General features: G+C 65.5%; 17 protein-coding genes. 8 read left to right on the top strand and 9 right to left on the bottom strand.

Annotated features, from left to right (window positions below; translation table 11 throughout):
- The first annotated feature begins 3 nt into the window (after nt 1–3).
- Nucleotides 4–1206, top strand: coding sequence for an adenosylmethionine decarboxylase (gene speD, locus AB0L58_RS00845; RefSeq protein ID WP_364378836.1), 1203 nt, complete (start codon nt 4–6; stop codon nt 1204–1206).
- A 186-nt stretch (nt 1207–1392) separates the two neighbouring features.
- Here the strand turns inward: speD and AB0L58_RS00840 are convergent, their stop codons facing one another.
- The 4 genes from AB0L58_RS00840 to AB0L58_RS00825 all read right to left on the bottom strand — a co-directional run bounded on the left by AB0L58_RS00840 (nt 1393) and on the right by AB0L58_RS00825 (nt 3544).
- Nucleotides 1393–1614, bottom strand: a complete 222-nt coding sequence (locus tag AB0L58_RS00840) for a 4-oxalocrotonate tautomerase family protein (RefSeq protein WP_364378833.1) — start codon at nt 1612–1614, stop codon at nt 1393–1395.
- The gene (locus tag AB0L58_RS00835) at nt 1614–2354 is read right to left on the bottom strand and encodes an SDR family oxidoreductase (RefSeq protein ID WP_364378830.1); all 741 of its coding nucleotides are present in this window, start codon (nt 2352–2354) and stop codon (nt 1614–1616) included. Before AB0L58_RS00835 ends, AB0L58_RS00840 begins: the two co-directional genes overlap by 1 nt.
- A gap of 81 nt (nt 2355–2435) precedes the next feature.
- Nucleotides 2436–3026 (bottom strand): TetR family transcriptional regulator C-terminal domain-containing protein, encoded by a 591-nt coding sequence (locus AB0L58_RS00830; protein ID WP_364378827.1) that lies wholly within the window; start codon nt 3024–3026, stop codon nt 2436–2438.
- A 59-nt stretch (nt 3027–3085) separates the two neighbouring features.
- Nucleotides 3086–3544, bottom strand: a complete 459-nt coding sequence (locus AB0L58_RS00825) for a gamma-glutamylcyclotransferase family protein (RefSeq protein ID WP_364378824.1) — start codon at nt 3542–3544, stop codon at nt 3086–3088.
- 175 nt (nt 3545–3719) lie between these two features.
- Here AB0L58_RS00825 and AB0L58_RS00820 point away from each other — a divergent pair, with 175 nt between their 5' ends.
- Entirely contained in the window at nt 3720–4643 is a 924-nt protein-coding gene (locus AB0L58_RS00820; protein ID WP_364378822.1) for a hypothetical protein, read from the top strand.
- Here the strand turns inward: AB0L58_RS00820 and AB0L58_RS00815 are convergent.
- Nucleotides 4640–5494 (bottom strand): NAD(P)H-binding protein, encoded by an 855-nt coding sequence (locus AB0L58_RS00815; protein WP_364378819.1) that lies wholly within the window; start codon nt 5492–5494, stop codon nt 4640–4642. The two genes, AB0L58_RS00820 and AB0L58_RS00815, sit on opposite strands and share 4 nt — an antisense overlap.
- A gap of 86 nt (nt 5495–5580) precedes the next feature.
- Here AB0L58_RS00815 and AB0L58_RS00810 point away from each other — a divergent pair, with 86 nt between their 5' ends.
- The gene (locus AB0L58_RS00810) at nt 5581–6015 is read left to right on the top strand and encodes a MarR family transcriptional regulator (protein ID WP_364378817.1); all 435 of its coding nucleotides are present in this window, start codon (nt 5581–5583) and stop codon (nt 6013–6015) included.
- 15 nt (nt 6016–6030) lie between these two features.
- Here AB0L58_RS00810 and AB0L58_RS00805 read toward each other — a convergent pair whose 3' ends face one another.
- The gene (locus AB0L58_RS00805) at nt 6031–6939 is read right to left on the bottom strand and encodes a hydrogen peroxide-inducible genes activator (RefSeq protein WP_364378814.1); all 909 of its coding nucleotides are present in this window, start codon (nt 6937–6939) and stop codon (nt 6031–6033) included.
- 113 nt (nt 6940–7052) lie between these two features.
- Between AB0L58_RS00805 and AB0L58_RS00800 the strand changes: the two genes are divergently transcribed.
- From AB0L58_RS00800 to AB0L58_RS00785, 4 genes are all read left to right on the top strand, one after another.
- Nucleotides 7053–7640, top strand: a complete 588-nt coding sequence (locus AB0L58_RS00800) for a peroxiredoxin (RefSeq protein WP_040867866.1) — start codon at nt 7053–7055, stop codon at nt 7638–7640.
- Nucleotides 7641–7690: 50 nt separating this feature from the next.
- The gene (locus tag AB0L58_RS00795; protein WP_364378810.1) at nt 7691–8230 is read left to right on the top strand and encodes a carboxymuconolactone decarboxylase family protein; all 540 of its coding nucleotides are present in this window, start codon (nt 7691–7693) and stop codon (nt 8228–8230) included.
- 132 nt (nt 8231–8362) lie between these two features.
- Nucleotides 8363–11635, top strand: coding sequence for a DUF4132 domain-containing protein (locus tag AB0L58_RS00790; RefSeq protein WP_364378808.1), 3273 nt, complete (start codon nt 8363–8365; stop codon nt 11633–11635).
- 71 nt (nt 11636–11706) lie between these two features.
- Nucleotides 11707–12381: a PhzF family phenazine biosynthesis protein gene (locus tag AB0L58_RS00785; protein ID WP_364380125.1), complete on the top strand. Its 675-nt coding sequence runs from the start codon at nt 11707–11709 to the stop codon at nt 12379–12381.
- Nucleotides 12382–12571: 190 nt separating this feature from the next.
- Here AB0L58_RS00785 and AB0L58_RS00780 read toward each other — a convergent pair whose 3' ends face one another.
- Complete coding sequence (locus AB0L58_RS00780; RefSeq protein ID WP_364378805.1) at nt 12572–13087, bottom strand: MarR family winged helix-turn-helix transcriptional regulator; 516 nt, start codon at nt 13085–13087, stop codon at nt 12572–12574.
- Nucleotides 13088–13144: 57 nt separating this feature from the next.
- Here AB0L58_RS00780 and AB0L58_RS00775 point away from each other — a divergent pair, with 57 nt between their 5' ends.
- A complete protein-coding gene (locus AB0L58_RS00775) occupies nt 13145–14086 on the top strand; it encodes an amidohydrolase family protein (RefSeq protein ID WP_364378803.1) in 942 nt (313 codons plus the stop codon).
- A 25-nt stretch (nt 14087–14111) separates the two neighbouring features.
- On the opposite strand, the gene AB0L58_RS00770 is transcribed toward AB0L58_RS00775, so the two are convergent.
- Both AB0L58_RS00770 and AB0L58_RS00765 read right to left on the bottom strand, forming a co-directional pair.
- Nucleotides 14112–14780: a DUF5134 domain-containing protein gene (locus tag AB0L58_RS00770; protein WP_364378800.1), complete on the bottom strand. Its 669-nt coding sequence runs from the start codon at nt 14778–14780 to the stop codon at nt 14112–14114.
- Nucleotides 14781–14943: 163 nt separating this feature from the next.
- On the bottom strand, nt 14944–15981 hold the full coding sequence (locus AB0L58_RS00765) for an AraC family transcriptional regulator ligand-binding domain-containing protein (RefSeq protein ID WP_364378797.1): 1038 nt from the start codon (nt 15979–15981) through the stop codon (nt 14944–14946).
- Between the last annotated feature and the right edge of the window lie 140 nt (nt 15982–16121).

Here is a 16121-nt window from a genome sequence, read left to right as displayed (position 1 = left end):
CCTATGACGGCGGAATTCACCGGCTGGCATGTGCTGGCCGAGTTCGGTGGTGTCGACGCAGATCTCTGCGACGATCGCGAACGACTCGAATCGGCGTTGCGTGAGTCTCTGATCGCCGCGGGCGTCACCATCTGCGATGTCGTACACAAGAAGTTCGATCCGCAGGGGGTGACCGTCCTCGCGCTGTTGTCGGAGTCCCACGCCTCGATTCACACTTATCCGGAGTCCGGCGACATCTTTGTCGACGTATTCACCTGCGGAAGTATCGGCGCCGGCGCGTCGAAGGCCGTCGAGCTTCTGCGAGATAAGCTGTCCCCCAAGGATGTTCGCATGCAGGTCATCCAGCGCGGGCACGGGTCGACCAGGATCGAGGAGCCGGTCGGCAATGGCCTGACCCGCATCTGGGAACTGCACGAGATCATCGTCGACACTCATACTCCGTTCCAGCACATGGTCATCGCGCGCACCGAACAAGGCATCAGCCTGTTCTCCGACGACGACCGCCAGTCCACGGAGTTCTCCCAGCTCACCTATCACGAGGCGATGATGGTCCCCGCCTTCGCGCTGGCCGCGAAGCTGGACAAGGTCCTCATCATCGGTTCGGGTGAGGGGGTCGCCAGCCAGATGTCGGTCGCCGCGGGCGCGACGCTGGTGGATCACGTCGATATCGACCAGCGCGAGGTCGAGTTGTGCGCCGAGCACCTGCCCTACGGCTACACCAGCGACGAGCTGGCCGCCGCGGTCCAGGGCGAGGGCCCGGTCAAGGTGCACTACGCCGACGGCTGGGATTTCCTGGCCAACGCGTCCGAGGCGGGTACCCGCTACGACGTGATCGTCATCGATCTGCCCGATGAGCGAGTCGAGGACGCGCAGCACAACCGTCTCTACGAGTCGGAGTTCCTGTCACGATGTCGGGCGCTGCTGGCACCCGGCGGCGTGCTCAGCGCACAGGCCGGATGCGCGACGATGTGGCGCAACGAGACGCTGAAGCGTTCCTGGAAACGCTTCCACGAGCAGTTCGACACCGTGGTGCAGTACGGCAGCGATGAGCACGAATGGACATTCCTGTTCGGGTTGAACGAGCGAATCGATGACCCGGTGCCGGCGATGACCGATCGGCTGGGCACGCTGCCCTACCGCGCCGAGACGATAGATGCGCGGGCGCTGGTGCGCGGCGCGATCGAACCGCACGCGCTGCGCGTTTAGCAGTAATCTCGAATCGCACCGGCTGCCAAGGGATTTCCCTTCGGGCCGGTGCGATTCGGCGTTCGGTCGCGTTTCTCGCGTACTCGATCGGGCTCGGGCATCGAGAGGACGCATTGTCGGCGCGGAGCGTGATTCAACGGCCAGGGCTTGCCCGAGTCCCGAGCAAGTCCCGACAGGCGTGGACGCTCACACCGGCGGTGCGACCTGCGCCTGCTGCTTGCGCCAGTCCTCGACGTTCATCCCGCCGATACCCCAATCGGTCAGCTCGACCTCGTCGATCACGACGAAGGTTGTCGTCGGATCTTTACCGAGGACGTCGCGCAGCAGGTCGGATACGCCCTTGATCAGTCGGGTCTTCTGCTCGCGCGTCACACCCTCGTTCGTGACTTTGATATTGACGTAAGGCATTATGCGGCCCTTCCCGAGATGAATCCGCCGTCGACGGGGAAGATGTGGCCGGTGGTGAAGGCGGCGTCCGCGAGATACAGCACCGCCGCGGTGGTTTCGCTCACTTCACCGATCCGGTTGAGCAAAGCCAGTCGGCCCGAGGCGCTTTCGTCGCCGTCACCGAACAGCGGTGTGCGAATGATGCCGGGTGCGACGGCATTGACCCGGATGCTGTCCGCGGCGAGTTCCGCGGCCAGACTGGTTGTCAACGCGTGCACCCCACCCTTGCTGACCAGCGCCGCCGATGCGGGCAGCCCCGCGAGCGCATGGCTGATCAGCACCGTCCCGATATTCACAATGCTGCCACCGCTTTTCTGCGCTTGCAGTTGGCGCACCACCGCCTGTGTGGTGAAGTAGGTCCCCTTCAGGTTGCCGTTCAGGTAGCCGTCCAGCTCCGCCTCGGTGACATCGACGAACGCCTTGGCGCCGAAGATCCCGGCATTGTTCACCAGCACATCCACTCGGCCGAACCGCGCCACCGCAAGCCGTACCAGCTCGGAACCCGTTGTCGGCGCGCCGATATCACCCGCGAATGCCGCCACCTGTGCTGGCGCGTCCAACGCATCCGCCACCGCCGCAAGCTTGTCCGCATCGCGCCCGTTGAGCACGACATTGTCGCCGCGCTCGACGAAGGCCCGAGCGATATCGCGCCCGATCCCACTGGAGGACCCGGTCACGATGACCGTCTTGACCATATTCATCTCTCTTCCTCGCAATACCTACCGATACGACCGGTCGTCTTGAAATAGGCGCACGCCGTCCAGGACAGCAAAACCTACAGTTCAGGGCCGAAAGTAGTCATCAAGCATTCGGCGCAAACACTTGTGCAGCGGTTCGAGCGAGCGCTCCATCTTCATCCGGATCACCGCCCCCTCCCACGACTCCAACAGCAGATCCGCCAACTCGGTGGCATCGATATCGTCGCGAATCGTCCCGAGTTCCTGCGCCCGGCGCAACGCCGCGGCCACCCCGTCCCGCCAGGAATGCCAGGCCTGCGCCAATGACTCCCGGAGCACCTCACTGCCCTCGAGTTCCCCGCCGAGATTCGCGATCAGGCAGCCACCGGTGAACTCCGCCCGCACGAAATCATCCATGAGCCGCCCGAAGAACGCCCGTAGCCCGACGACCGGATCCGGCGAACTCCCGAACGCCTCGGCCATATTCCGCTGCACACACAGCGAATGGTTGTCGATGATGGCCCGCCCGAAACTCTCCTTGCTATCGAAATAGTTGTAGAACGAACCCTTCGGCACTCCGACCGCATCCAGAATCTGCTTGATACCGGTCCCGTGATAGCCGTTCGTCAAGAATCCGGCAGCACCCTCCTCCACCAGAAGCTGCCGAATGTCATCACTGCGTCGCGGTCGCGCCATGCGATTAATATATGACCGGTCGTCTTGGAATGGCAAATACGCCCCCGCCCAAGCCCGTTTCAGAGCAACCTTCGCCACTCGGCGCACCGCGTCACGAACGCGCCCAGATGCTCGGCAGCAAAGCGCTCGGCGTGCCAATCATCCGGTGCGACAACGGAAGTCCACACATACGTCCACACCGACGGCGCCGCGCCGGGCCGCACCCGCCGCAACTCGTACTCGTCGTCCTCGAACGCGTCCAGCACCGCCCACTCTCCCGCGTCGAGCCCCGACAGCACCACGCCTCTGGCAACCCCGCCCGCGGCGGGCACCAGGCCCGGATACACCCGCTCCGGCAATGCCGCCACCCGCCACCCGGTGAGCTCCGCCGCCGCCGATTCCGGACAGCGTCCGATCAACTCGACCAATACCTCCGGAAACTGCAATGTTCCGTAGACGAACAGCCGACCACCATTCGCCATCGAACGACCGAGGCGCTGTCCCGGCTCGTTCGACGCACTGGCACCCAACTCGTCCACCACGACCCCTTTCCGACTGTCTACCAGCGGACATTACGCCCGACCAACACACCCGATCCGCCCGACACCGACGCCCGCTACCGGGAAATCGGCGTCCGAACGCGTACCCTGCCACGGGAGCCGACAACGTCCGCCGGGCCGCGACCCGCCCGCTACCCGCTACAGGAAGGCACCCATGATCCGGCGTATGCTCGCGGCGGGGATTGCCGTCGCCGTCGTTTCGCTCCCCGTGGCCGGGTGCACGAACGCATCCGACCGCCGCCCGCAGGCGAATCTGCTACGAACCGAGCTCGCCGCCATGCCGGGCGTGGATACTTTTTCCGTCGACTACTCCAACGACTTCACCCGGGGCACCTACCTCGACCTGGACGTATCGATGCGTGCGGCCTCCGACACGCAGATCGCCGACGTCGTCGACCGGATCAATGCCATCAAGCGGCATGACTTCGACTCCTACCAGCAGTCGACCGACTTCGTTGTCGGCGACCGACTGGAACTGAAACTGGGCGCCGAATTGGACCCGAATCGAATCACCGCCCGCACCCGTGAGCTACGCCAACTCGGCGCACGCCTGCCCGGAGCCACCATCACCTGGACCAACTCCGGTATCGAGATCGAAAAGTCCCCGCCCGCAACGGATTCCCTGGCAGCGGTACGCACGGTCCTCGGCAACGATCCGACACAGGTCACCATCCGGCCCGCCGACCAGCGGCCGGTCTGGACCGTCGACCTGCCGTTCGGCGCCCAGCAGGAACGGGACATCCAGACCCTGCTGACCGCGCTTCCCGTCCCAGCCGCCTTCATCCGCATCATCGACGGACATCTGACGATTCTCTCTGTCGGAGTACACAGCCCGGATACCGCCTACCAGGACCTCACCGCGGTCATCGCCACCACCAGACCGACACCCGATCACCCGATGGACCTGCGTTGGAACTGGGGCGGCTACGCACCCGACAAACAATTCACCGGAAGTGTCGAGGTGGCCGGATGCTCCGACCATGCCACCGCCGCCGACGCCCACCCCGAGCACTACCTCACCCCCGATGCCATCGCCCTGCAGCGCCAACTCCGTACCGAATTCGAAACCTGCAATTAGCGTTCGCCCGCGAACGCATCGACGTTGCGTGCACACCACTCGGCAAACGTACGCGGACTTCTGCCGAGCAGCTCACGCACGGTGTCGGTCCGGAACCCCGCCGTATCGGCCCGCATCAACTCGAACCCCTCGATGATCGCCGCCGCCAATGCCGGTGGCGCACCACCGGGGTAGCGGGAGTCCAATGCCTCCTGCGGTGTGGCCGCCTCGCGCACCTCGATGGTGCGGCCGATCGTGCGGGCGATGGTCGCGACCTGTTCTGCGACAGTGCAGGTTTGCGCACCCGTGAGGGTATAGGTCATGCCGTGGTGACCGCCGTCGGTGAGTACCTCGGCCGCCACGGCGGCAATATCGGCCGGGTCGATCGGAGCGAAGCGCCCGGGGCCGGTGGGGTCGAGGACCGCGCCACCGGATCGGATCGTCTCCGCCCACGCCAGCGCATTCGTCATGAATCCACCGGGCCGCAACACGGTCGCCGGTATGCCGGATTCGGCCACGACTCGCTCGCGCTCGCGATGCCAACGCCCCATGGCCGGTACCGGATCACCCATCGCATTGAACGACGACAACTGCACGATATGCCGAACTCCGGCCGCTCGCGCCGCGTGCACCGCATCGACGGTGTGCGGCAGGCCGATGCCGGGCACCAGCAGGAATAACGCGTCGGCACCGTCGAGTGCGGGCGCGAGCGTCGCCGGATCGTCCAGATTTCCGACGATCACCTCACCTCGGCCCGAATTCGCGGCACGGGCCGGATCGCGCACGAGAACACGGAATTCCGCACCTCTGGCCGTGAGCTCGGCGACGAGTTCACGGCCGATATTTCCGGTGCCACCGGTGACCACTATCATCAGATCCCCATATCGTTAGCCGTCTAACCAACAAGAACGTTAGACGGCTAACGATCAGTTCGTCAACCGTCAAGGAGATCCGACCGGTGCCCGAGTTCCTCGACCTACACGGCCGCAGTTCGAAGGTGTTGCGCGCACTCGCGGACCGCGAAATGCGAACGCTCGGACTGCATCTGGGCCAGAATCATGTCCTGGCACTGCTGTGGGAGCAGGACGGGCGCACCCCCGGTGAGGTCGCCGCCGCACTGAACGTCACCACCCCGACGGTCGTCAAAATGGCCACCCGCATGACCACCGCCGACCTGTTGGAGCGCCGTCGCGACGACCACGACAACCGCCTGGTCCGCCTTTGGCTCACCGATAAAGGCCGCGCCCTGCAACAGCCGATCGAGGCACAGCGACAAGCCTTGGAGGACAAGGTCACCGCCGAGCTCACCCCCACCGAACGCCGTCACCTCATGAGCGCCCTGCACAAGATCCACCGCACCGCGACCGAACTCCTCGGCGACGCCGCACACTGATCTCGCGGACTCGGTTCACCGCGGCCGCTGCGACCGAATGATCTCCGCCAGCCGTTCGTAATCGTCCGCGCGCGCCGTCGAAGCACGAAATGCCAGACCGAGGGTGCGCCCAGGGGCGGGTGCGGTGAAATGCGCGGTTTCCAGTGTGCCGCGAGCGGTTTCGGCCGCCACCGCCATCTCCGGAATCAATGTCACCCCGAGCCCGCCCGCGACGCACTGAACCACGGTCGCCAGCGACGCGGCGCGGGTATCGCCGACCGCCCCCGGATGCGCATCGGCGGAACGGCAGAATTCCAGGGTCTGATCACGCAGGCAGTGGCCCTCGTCGAGCAGCAGCAGCGGCAGCGCGTCCAGGCTGGCGGGTGCGATATCGGTGCGCCCGGCCAGTTCGTGCCCGCGCGGGGTCACCAGCACGAATTCCTCGGTGTACAGCGGGATCTCGACCAGGCCGGGCACCTCGGTCGGCAGCGCGAGCAGGGCCACATCCAGGACGCCGGTGCGCAATCCCTCCAGCAGCCGCGCGGTTTGGTCCTCGATCACCTGAGGATTCAAGGCGGGCAATACCCTGCGCAATTCAGGCAGCAGATTCGGCAGCACATACGGGGCAACCGTCGGAATGATGCCGATCCGCACGGTACCACCCAGGCTGTCACCGGTCGCCGAGGCGACGAACCGGTCGGCCGCCTCGAGGGTCGCCGTCGCCTGCGGCAGCAGCCGCATCCCCGCGGCCGTGACGAGCACCCGCCGGGTGCTGCGCTCGATCAACTGCAGCCCGAGCCCATGTTCCAATGCGGCGAGTGCCTGCGATAACGTGGGCTGGCTCACATTGAGCCGCACGGCCGCGGTGCCGAAGTGGCGGTACTCCGCGATCGCCACGAACGCACGCAGCTGCGACAGGGTCGGCTGATAAGTCTGATCAGTCACGCCTATCAGTGTAGTGCGACTGATCACGTTTACCTTTCACCGGCCTTTGGGCAAGATCATCGTGAGCTTTTCGATCCACTCGCTCTAGCAAACCGACTGACGAGGAGACAAGCATGGCTTTGCTGACCATCGGCGACCAATTCCCGGCGTACAACCTCACCGCGGTGATCGGCGGTGACCTGTCGAAGGTCGACGCTCAGCAGCCTGACGATTACTTCACCCGGATCACCTCCGACGATCACGCCGGTAAGTGGCGCATCGTCTTCTTCTGGCCCAAGGACTTCACCTTCGTGTGCCCGACCGAGATCGCCGCCTTCGGCAAGCTCAACGACGAGTTCGAGGACCGCGACGCGCAGGTGCTCGGCGCCTCGGTCGACAACGAGTTCGTGCACTTCCAGTGGCGCGCCCAGCACGAGGATCTCAAGACCCTCCCGTTCCCGATGCTGAGCGACCTCAAGCGTGAATTGGCCACCGCCACCGGTGTTCTCAACGCCGACGGCGTCGCCGACCGCGCCACCTTCATCATCGACCCGAACAACGAGATCCAGTTCGTCTCGGTGACCGCCGGTTCGGTCGGTCGCAATGTGGACGAGGTACTGCGGGTGCTCGACGCACTGCAGTCCGACGAGCTGTGCGCCTGCAACTGGAAGAAGGGCGACCCGACCATCAACGCGGGTGAACTACTCGCCGCGAGTGTCTGAGCACTATCCGATACACCTGAAAACCCCCGAACAAGAAGAGGATTCGCCGAATGAGCATTGAGACCCTGAAGAACTCCCTTCCCGAGTACGCAAAGGACCTCAAGCTCAATCTGTCGTCCATCACACGCACCACCGTGCTGAACGAACAGCAACTGTGGGGCACGCTGCTCGCGTCGGCGGCCGCGACCCGGTCGGCGACGACGCTGCGTGAAATCGCCGAAGAAGCCGCGGACAATCTGTCGGCGCAGGCCTACAGCGCCGCACTCGGCGCCGCCTCGATCATGGGCATGAACAATGTGTTCTACCGGGGCAAGGCATTTCTGGAAGGCCGCTACGACGATCTGCGTGCTGGTCTGCGGATGAACATCATCGGCAATCCGGGTGTCGACAAGGCCGATTTCGAGCTGTGGTCGTTCGCGGTCTCCTCGATCAACGGCTGCGCGCACTGCCTCGAGGCGCACGAGAAGACATTGCGCGAGGCGGGCGTCTCGCGTGAGGTGATCTTCGAATCGCTGCGGGCGGCGGCGATCGTCGCCGGTGTCGGCCAGGCCGTGCAATCCACGGAAACGCTGGCCACCGCCGCGGTCTGATATCTTGCCGAAGCGCGCAGCGGCCCCGTCCGGATGGACGGGGCCGCTGTCGTTTCCGCGCCGACCGGCACGTGTCGGAGCGGCTCGCTAGCCTGTCCGCGATACGCACCTCGTGAACAAGGGAGCAGGCCGATGGCTGTCCGCACGCCGCCGACCGATGAGGACACCTGGGTGGTACCCGCCGCCTGGTGGTCGAAAACCGATCCATTTCGCGGCCGGTGGCCCGCGCGCAAGGTTGCCGTGAATGCGGCCGCGGCACAGACAATCTCCGAAAAGCTGGCGCAATCCACGGATCGGATCCGCGCCATCCTGAGCCGTACCGGCTCGAACAAGGTGCTCGCCGAACGGGGTGCGCAATACCTGGCCGATCGCCGCGCCGACCCGCTCGGCGCGGCCGTTTGCGCCGCGATCGGAATGGACGCGAAGTTGTGGGATGCCAACGCCCTCGGCCGCTACTACGACGACCACGCGGATCTGGCCGACTATCTGGTGGCGACCCATGGTCTCGGCTGTGCCGTAGCGACCGTTGTCGCACTCAGCGGCATCCACGCGGAAGCATCCGATGACCGGGGCGGGCGATCGGTGGTGTCACAGCCCTGCGATCCGCCCGCGACTCTGGTCCGACGATTGCGCACCCTGCTGGCCGCCGCCGGGCAGATGGACTACGCCGACGCCCTGGACCAGGCACGGCAGCTGCGCCGCGGCCCGCTGTCGATCCGGTTGCTCACCTCGTACCTGTTCCCCACCGAACAAGACTGGGTGAGAGTCGATCTCGCCGATCCGAAGCTCACCGACGGCCTCGGATCGATATTCCTACTCGCCTCGGTGACCGATGCGGCGCACGCGCATCGCATCCTCGATCTGCTCGGCTGGCACTGGCATCTGCTGCGCGACAACAAATCGCTGATCTACAGTGTCGCGGTACATCTCGGCCCCGATGCCACTTCGGTCCTCACTCGACTGTGGGAGGCGGGTCAAGGCAACAGCTCCGCGCCGGGGGCCGAAACCCTGTCGCGCATCCTCGCCCAGCTTCCCACCGACGAAGCGATGGACTTCCTGGCCGGGCACTCGTGGCGCAATGCGACCGCCGCGGCACTGCTGGCATCGACCGAACGGTTTCCGGCCAGGGCCCTGCGGGTGCTCGGCGAACGGACCACCCGCCGCGAGAACGCCGCCGAGTTCTGCCGACACGTCCGCCGTCACCCCGAACTCGCCGTCGCCATGCGCGACGAACTGCCGGAAATCGCACAACAGTTGATCACCGAGAATCTACCGGTGACGCAGCCGGTCGAGGTGACTCCTGCCCAGTTGGTTCCCGCGATCCTGAGCCCACCGCCATGGCAGCGACCACGCCGCAAGCCGGTTGCCACGGTAGCGCTCGAAGTTCCTGCGGCCATTGCCATTTCCTGGCGCGATGGAGAACGGGAGAAATGGCTCGATGCCATCGGCACGCTGTCCGCGGACGAGATACGTGAGCGGTTGGAGCGCATTCCGCCGGGCAATGACTTTCTCAACGACTGGACACTGTACGCACTCGCCCAGGTCGACTTCGCGATCGCGGACCCGTATCTGCGCACGAGCACAGTAGGCTGGGGACTCTGGTCCGCCGCTCCGTTACTCATGCTCACGGCCGCACACGGTGCCGCGGCACACGATCTGGTTGTCGATGTCGTCGTGCGGCGCCCGCGGGACCTCGCACCGGCGATCGCGCCTTTCGAAAGTCCGGCCGTCGCCGAACTGGTCGTGAACTGGCTCGGCATGCGCTCCCGCCGCCGCGTCGCGCTGGACTGGTTGCGCCGTCATCCGGCCTATGCCGCGACCGCGTTCATTCCGGGTGCGATCGGCAAGGCGCGCAAGGCAAGACGCACGCGTGCCGCGGCTCTGCGCACCCTGGACACCCTCGGTCACGCCGATACCATCATCGCCGCCGCAGCTGTATACGGCGCCACCGCGGCGGTGCGCGAATTGCTCGATACCGATCCCACCGAGATCGTGCCCGCACGGATTCCCGTTCTCCCGCAGTGGTTATCGATTTCCGAGCTGCCTGCGATCGGGCTGACCGGCGGCCATGCGCTACCGCCCGAAGCCGTCGAGAATCTCGTCACCTTGATGATGATGTCGGAACCCGGCGCGCCGCATGCCGCGCTGGCACGCGTTCGCGAAGACTGTGATGCGACGAGTTTGGCCGCCACGGCCGGCGCGATCCACGGCCAGTGGACCAGAGCGGGTGCGCCATCGAAAGACACTTGGGTGTGGGAAGTGTTGGCCGCCTTCGGAAATGACGAGACTGTCGAGGATCTGCTGCCGAATATCCTCTGGGGTGGAGCCAAGGACAACGCGCTCGACACCCTTGCCGCCATCGGCACGGATCACGCCTTGTCGGCGTTGATCACGTTGAGCGAGAAAGGCCGAAACGCCGCGGTCCGGGATGCGGCGCAGATCCGGGTCACCGATGTCGCGGACGAATTGGGGTTGAGCGAGGATCAACTCGCCGACCGCATGGTTCCGGGTCTCGGGCTGCGCGCGGACGGCACGGCCCTGCTCGACTTCGGGCCGCGCCAATTCGTGCTCGGCTTCGATGAACAGCTGCGCCCCACCATCACCGGTACCGACGGCACCCGCTACAAGGCCCTGCCCAAGGCCGGAGTCCGCGACGACGGTGACTTGGCCGCCGCGGCGACTGCGGGGTATCGCTCGATCCGCAAGTCCGTCAAGAAGTTCGCCGCCGATCAGATCCGCCGACTCGAGCGTGCCATGGTCACCGAACGCCGTTTCACCCTCGACGAACTGCGCACCCTGTTCATCGCACATCCGGTGCGCATCAACGTGACTCGCCGCCTGATCTGGGCGACCTATCGCGACGACCAGGTGCTCGACTCGTTCCGCATCGCCGAGGACAACACCTTCGCCGATGCCGACGACGCCATCCTCGATATCGCGGAGGACACCATCATCGGCATTGCCCATCCCCTTCATCTCGGCACCGAGTCGACTGGCGCATGGGCCGATGTGCTTGCCGATTACGAACTCCTGCAACCATTTCCACAGATCGGCCGGGAGGTGTACCAACCGGATCCGGAACTGCTCGCCAGTTCCAGCGCCCGCATTCCGGCGAACGCCACCGTGCCAGTCGGCCGCATCCACGGCCTGACCAACCGTGGTTGGAATCCGCCCGAACGCGGGGATGGCGGTCGCATCGATACCTTCGACAAACGGCTCCCGGACGACCGGGTTTTCAGCATCGGGATCGACCCGGGCATGGAGCCGTTCGAACCGGTCGCGCCCGTGCACGAGCTCCGGTATGCCGCGCTCTCGGGCCGCAATGCCCCCACGTTCGCCGATCTCAGCCCGATCACCGCGTCGGAGATCCTCCGTGATCTCACCTGGCTCTGTGGCCAGCACTGACAACACGCATGAATCACTTTTCGGCGGCCGGTAGGCTCACGATCATGGGCACACAGGGTGAACCAGAGGCCATGGGTACGCGGATCGAGGTCGTGCGCGTTTTCACGGACCCGGCGGGGCAGGGCGGCAACGAACTCGGTATCGCTCGCGCCACCGACGTCGCCGAGGTCGATCACCAGGCGTTGGCGGCGAAGGCGGGCTACAGCGAGACGGTCGTAGTCGAGGACCCCGTAGACGAGATCGCCAAGGTGCGGATCTACACCCCCGCGGTGGAGCTGCCCTTCGCCGGGCATCCGTCGGTGGGTACCGCGTGGTGGTTCGCCGAGCAGGGCCAGCCGGTGCGGGTTCTGCAGCTGTCGGCAGGTCCGGTCGCCGTCGAACTCATCGACGGGCTCGTCTGGATCACGGCACGCGGCGAATGGGCCCCGGAATTCGAATTCCACCAGCTCGACGACCTCGACGCACTGGCGAATCTGCGCCCCGACGATTTCGACAGCGGCTCGCACTACCTCTGGACCTGGACCGACGAGCACCGCGGCGCCTTGCGCTCCCGCATGTTCGCCCCTGCCATGGGGGTCGCCGAGGACGAAGCGACCGGGGCCGCCGCCGTCGCCCTCACCGCTCTACTACGGCGCGGCCTGATCATCACTCAGGGCAAGGGTTCGCAGCTCTTCACCGAATGGGACTCCGATGGTTGGGTCCGGCTCGGCGGCCGGGTTGTCGCCGACTCGGTCATCGAACTGTAGACCGCGATCATCCGACAGTAGGTCCACTCGGACCAGTCGTTGCCGACCGAAATCGGCCTGCGCGGCTCGCCGCCAATTGTCGACCTCGTGCGGTCAGCAGGCTGCCGTCCCGGAGATCGGAAGTCGGCATGCGTAATCGTTTGCGCCGATGCCAGAAGGCGTTTGCATCGGAACCCTCCGGAGGTCGGCGCTAGCTCTGCGTGCCGCGGGTGGACGACAGCGGCCGCGGGTGGCGGTCGGAATCGGAGACGAGTTCGGCGAGGCGGCGCAGCAGCGTGACGAGCTGGACTCGCTCGGTGGGCGAAAACGCCTCGTAGGCGCGGAGCTGGCGCTCGCGCAGCCGGGTGCGGAGCAGTGCGAGCCGCTCGGCGCCAACCTCGGTGAGGCTGACCAGAACTCGCCGCTCGTCCTCGGGGGATCGTCGGCGCACCACGACGCCCTTGGTTTCCAGTTGCTGCAACATACGGGTGGCGGTGGGCACACTGACATCCGCGTTGCTCGCCAGTCGACCGACCGGGATATCCGACGCTCCGGCCAGCGGTTCGAGCAGCGCGATCTGAGCCAGGGAAAGTCCGCCGATCTGCTCGGCACCCGCCGAACGCGCCCGCCGCATGGCGACGAACAGTGCGTCCGCCGCCTGCGCGATCTCCTCCCCGATTGCGTCGGCATCCGTTGCGATCTGCTCGGCATTGCCCGTATTCACCACGCCTGCTAGCCTAGCATCACAATAATTAGTGAGCTAAATATTAGTAAGCGAGCGAAAATGGAAACTCGATCTCGCATCGACGTCCACCAGCACCTCATCCCTCCCGTCTATCGAAAAGTGATGGATTCGCACGAGGCGACGGCCGGGGGCTGGCCGACACCCGCCTGGGATGCCGAGAGTGCGATCTCGATGATGGACCACCGCTCGATCGCCACCGGCATCCTCTCGATCAGTTCACCGGGCACCCACTTCGGTGACGATGCCGAGGCCCGCGCGCTCGCCCGCCGGGTCAACGACGACAGCGCGGAACTGACCAAAGACCGGCCCGACCGGTTCGGGTTCTTCGCAAGCCTCCCACTGCCGGACGTCGAGGGCGCGCTCGCCGAAGCCGCCTACGCACTGGACGAACTGCACGCCGACGGTGTGGTGCTGCTATCGAACGTCTACGGCCGCTACCTCGGTCACAAGGAGTTCGACCCGCTCTGGGCCGAGCTCGATGCGCGCGCCGCGGTGGTCTTCATCCACCCAACGGCCCCACCGATGCCGATGCTGGAGGGCATGCCCAGCCCACTGCTGGACTTCCCTTTCGACACCACGCGCACCGCGGTACATATGACACTCAACGGTGTGATGAGCCGTCATACCCGGATGAAGGTGATCCTCTCGCATGCGGGCGGCTTCCTGCCCTACGCCGCCTGGCGGTTCACCGGAGGCGCCCAGTTCAACCCCGGCACCACACCCATGGGCATTCTGACCGACCTGCAGCGCTTCTATTTCGACACCGCGCTGTCCACCACGCCGTCCGCACTCCCCTCCCTGCTGGCCTTCGCCGCACCTGGGCACATCCTTTACGGCAGCGACTTTCCCTTCGCCCCGGAGGCAAGCGGTGACCTCCTCGACTCGCTGCTGGAGAGCTACGAGGGCTTCGAACCCGGCCAACTCGACGCGATCAATCGCGACAGCGCCGAGGCCCTCTTCCCCCGTCTCGCGGCAGCGTGATCGAACAAAAGCAGCAATTGGCGGCCTATCGGAAGACGGCCGCGATCAGCATGTAGGCCGTGCCCAGGTCCATGACGATATGAGGCACGATTGCCGATGTCAGTACGCGGCCGACGAAGGAACCCGAAAGCCCGGAGTCGGTTCGGATGCCGATCGGGTGGCCGAGCCAGCGTCGTCGTCGGCCGGTACCGGCTGCGGCGATCAAGGCGAGCGCATCGGTGGTGAACAGCGTGGCCATAGCCAGCGCCGGTCCCGGCGCTGGGCCGCCGACGTGCACACCCGCATGGTGTCCGGCGATGGCGTACAGCATGGCGGCCGCCACGGCGATGTGATATCCGAGTGCGATGATCCGATCATCGGCCAGTGCGCGAGTTACATTGCGCCACTGAGCAATTCGATCTACCGACAAGGCCGCGAACACGACGATGAGGGCGATCAGCACCCCGCGCAGGGCTACCGGATCCGCTCCCATCGGGAAGACCAGCATCGCAAGCATCACCATGCACATGATCAGATGGGCGGCATCGGACTCGTGACATGCCGCGCCAGGCGAATTCGCTTGCAGACGAACGGCTTCGCCCCCGCCGACACCATCCGATACCGCCAGCCGCCCGAGCACCACCGCAGCGGCGACCACAAACGCTGCCACCACCGACCACCGCAGGGCGCCATACTCCTGCGCAAACTCCACCACGCCCACGCCTCCCAACCCAAAACCTCCCTCCATCCTCCCATCCCGCACCCCCACCCCACTCCCATTCGCACCTGCTGGACAAATGATCACGTGGAAACCACGGCGGCGAAACGCGAAGCCCTCGCCACCAGTTCCACCTGATCTTGATCGCCCGCCGCGTGGGCTAGCGCGCGACGCTGGCGCGAAGGCGGTCGGTGGCGGCGCGGGCGAAGCGGCCGGGGGAGATGCCGCGCCATTGTTTGAAGGCGTTGGAGAAGCTCGGTGCGCCGGAGTAGCCCATGCGATAGGCGACGTCTTCGACGGTGAGACCGGTGGCGAGTAGTTCCTCGGCGAGGGTGCCGTAGGTCTCGACGCACAGTCGACGGTAGGAGGTGCCCTCGTCGGCCAGTCGCCGACGCATGGTGCGCAGGCTCATGTGTAGGCGTTCGGCGACATCCTCCTGGGTGATGCGGCCGTTCATCTGATGCAGCAGCACCTCGCGCACCGATCCGGCCAGGCCCCGTTTCAAACCTCGGCGTTGCAGCAGTTCGGCGCACTGTCCTTCGAAGAGCAGCGCGGTCAGCGGGCTGGCATTGGGCATCGGCCGATCGATATCGGTGGCATCGAAAACCGCGAGTTGCAGCTCCGGGGATTCGGAGCTGGGAATCTCGAATTGCTCCAGTATCGGACGCATCCGGGGCAGTAGCCCACCGGCGACCTCGGCCCGCAGCACCGGGGGCGGCACCCCGAACACCAGATACCAGTTGTACAGCAGGGCCGCCACATCTCGTTCGGCCAGAAAGGCGCGCACATCTGCGGGCAGATCGCGGTCGTCGCCATAGAGCCAGATCTCGTCGCCGTGATAAACGTGCCAGGCCCGCGCGAACGAGGTCATCATGCTGAAGTAGCGCATCGCGACATCGATGGCCGACCGCATGGTCGGACTGCTCAGCACCGCCATACCGAGTACGCCGTGTGTCGTGATGCGCGTGCGCATCCCCGCATCGAAGCCCAGTCCGGGTTGGTCGTCGAGCAGGGTGACCAGATTGCGGACGAGTAGAAGTTCTTGGGCCGCCGTGATCTCCGCGCCGGGTGTTTTCAATGCCGCCGGATCAATACCGGTGCCGCGCAGGAGATCCGCGCGCGGCAGATTGTGATCATCCGCGAGCTCGGCAAGGATCGCCGCATTCGCCACCGACCGCCGCCACTCCCATGAGGCCACGAATACATCGTGATCGCAGGTGGCCGAGACTCGCAAGGTTTTGACCGAACATCGTATATACCAAGCGAGTTCGGCTCGAGCTGACCGGTATGCGCAATCTCATGACCCGATATCGCATGGCAACCGCACCACCGCATATC

The organism is Nocardia sp. NPDC052112 (assembly GCF_040680135.1).
Classification (GTDB): Bacteria; Actinomycetota; Actinomycetes; order Mycobacteriales; family Mycobacteriaceae; genus Nocardia.
This window is presented reverse-complemented; position numbering and strand designations above follow the sequence as displayed.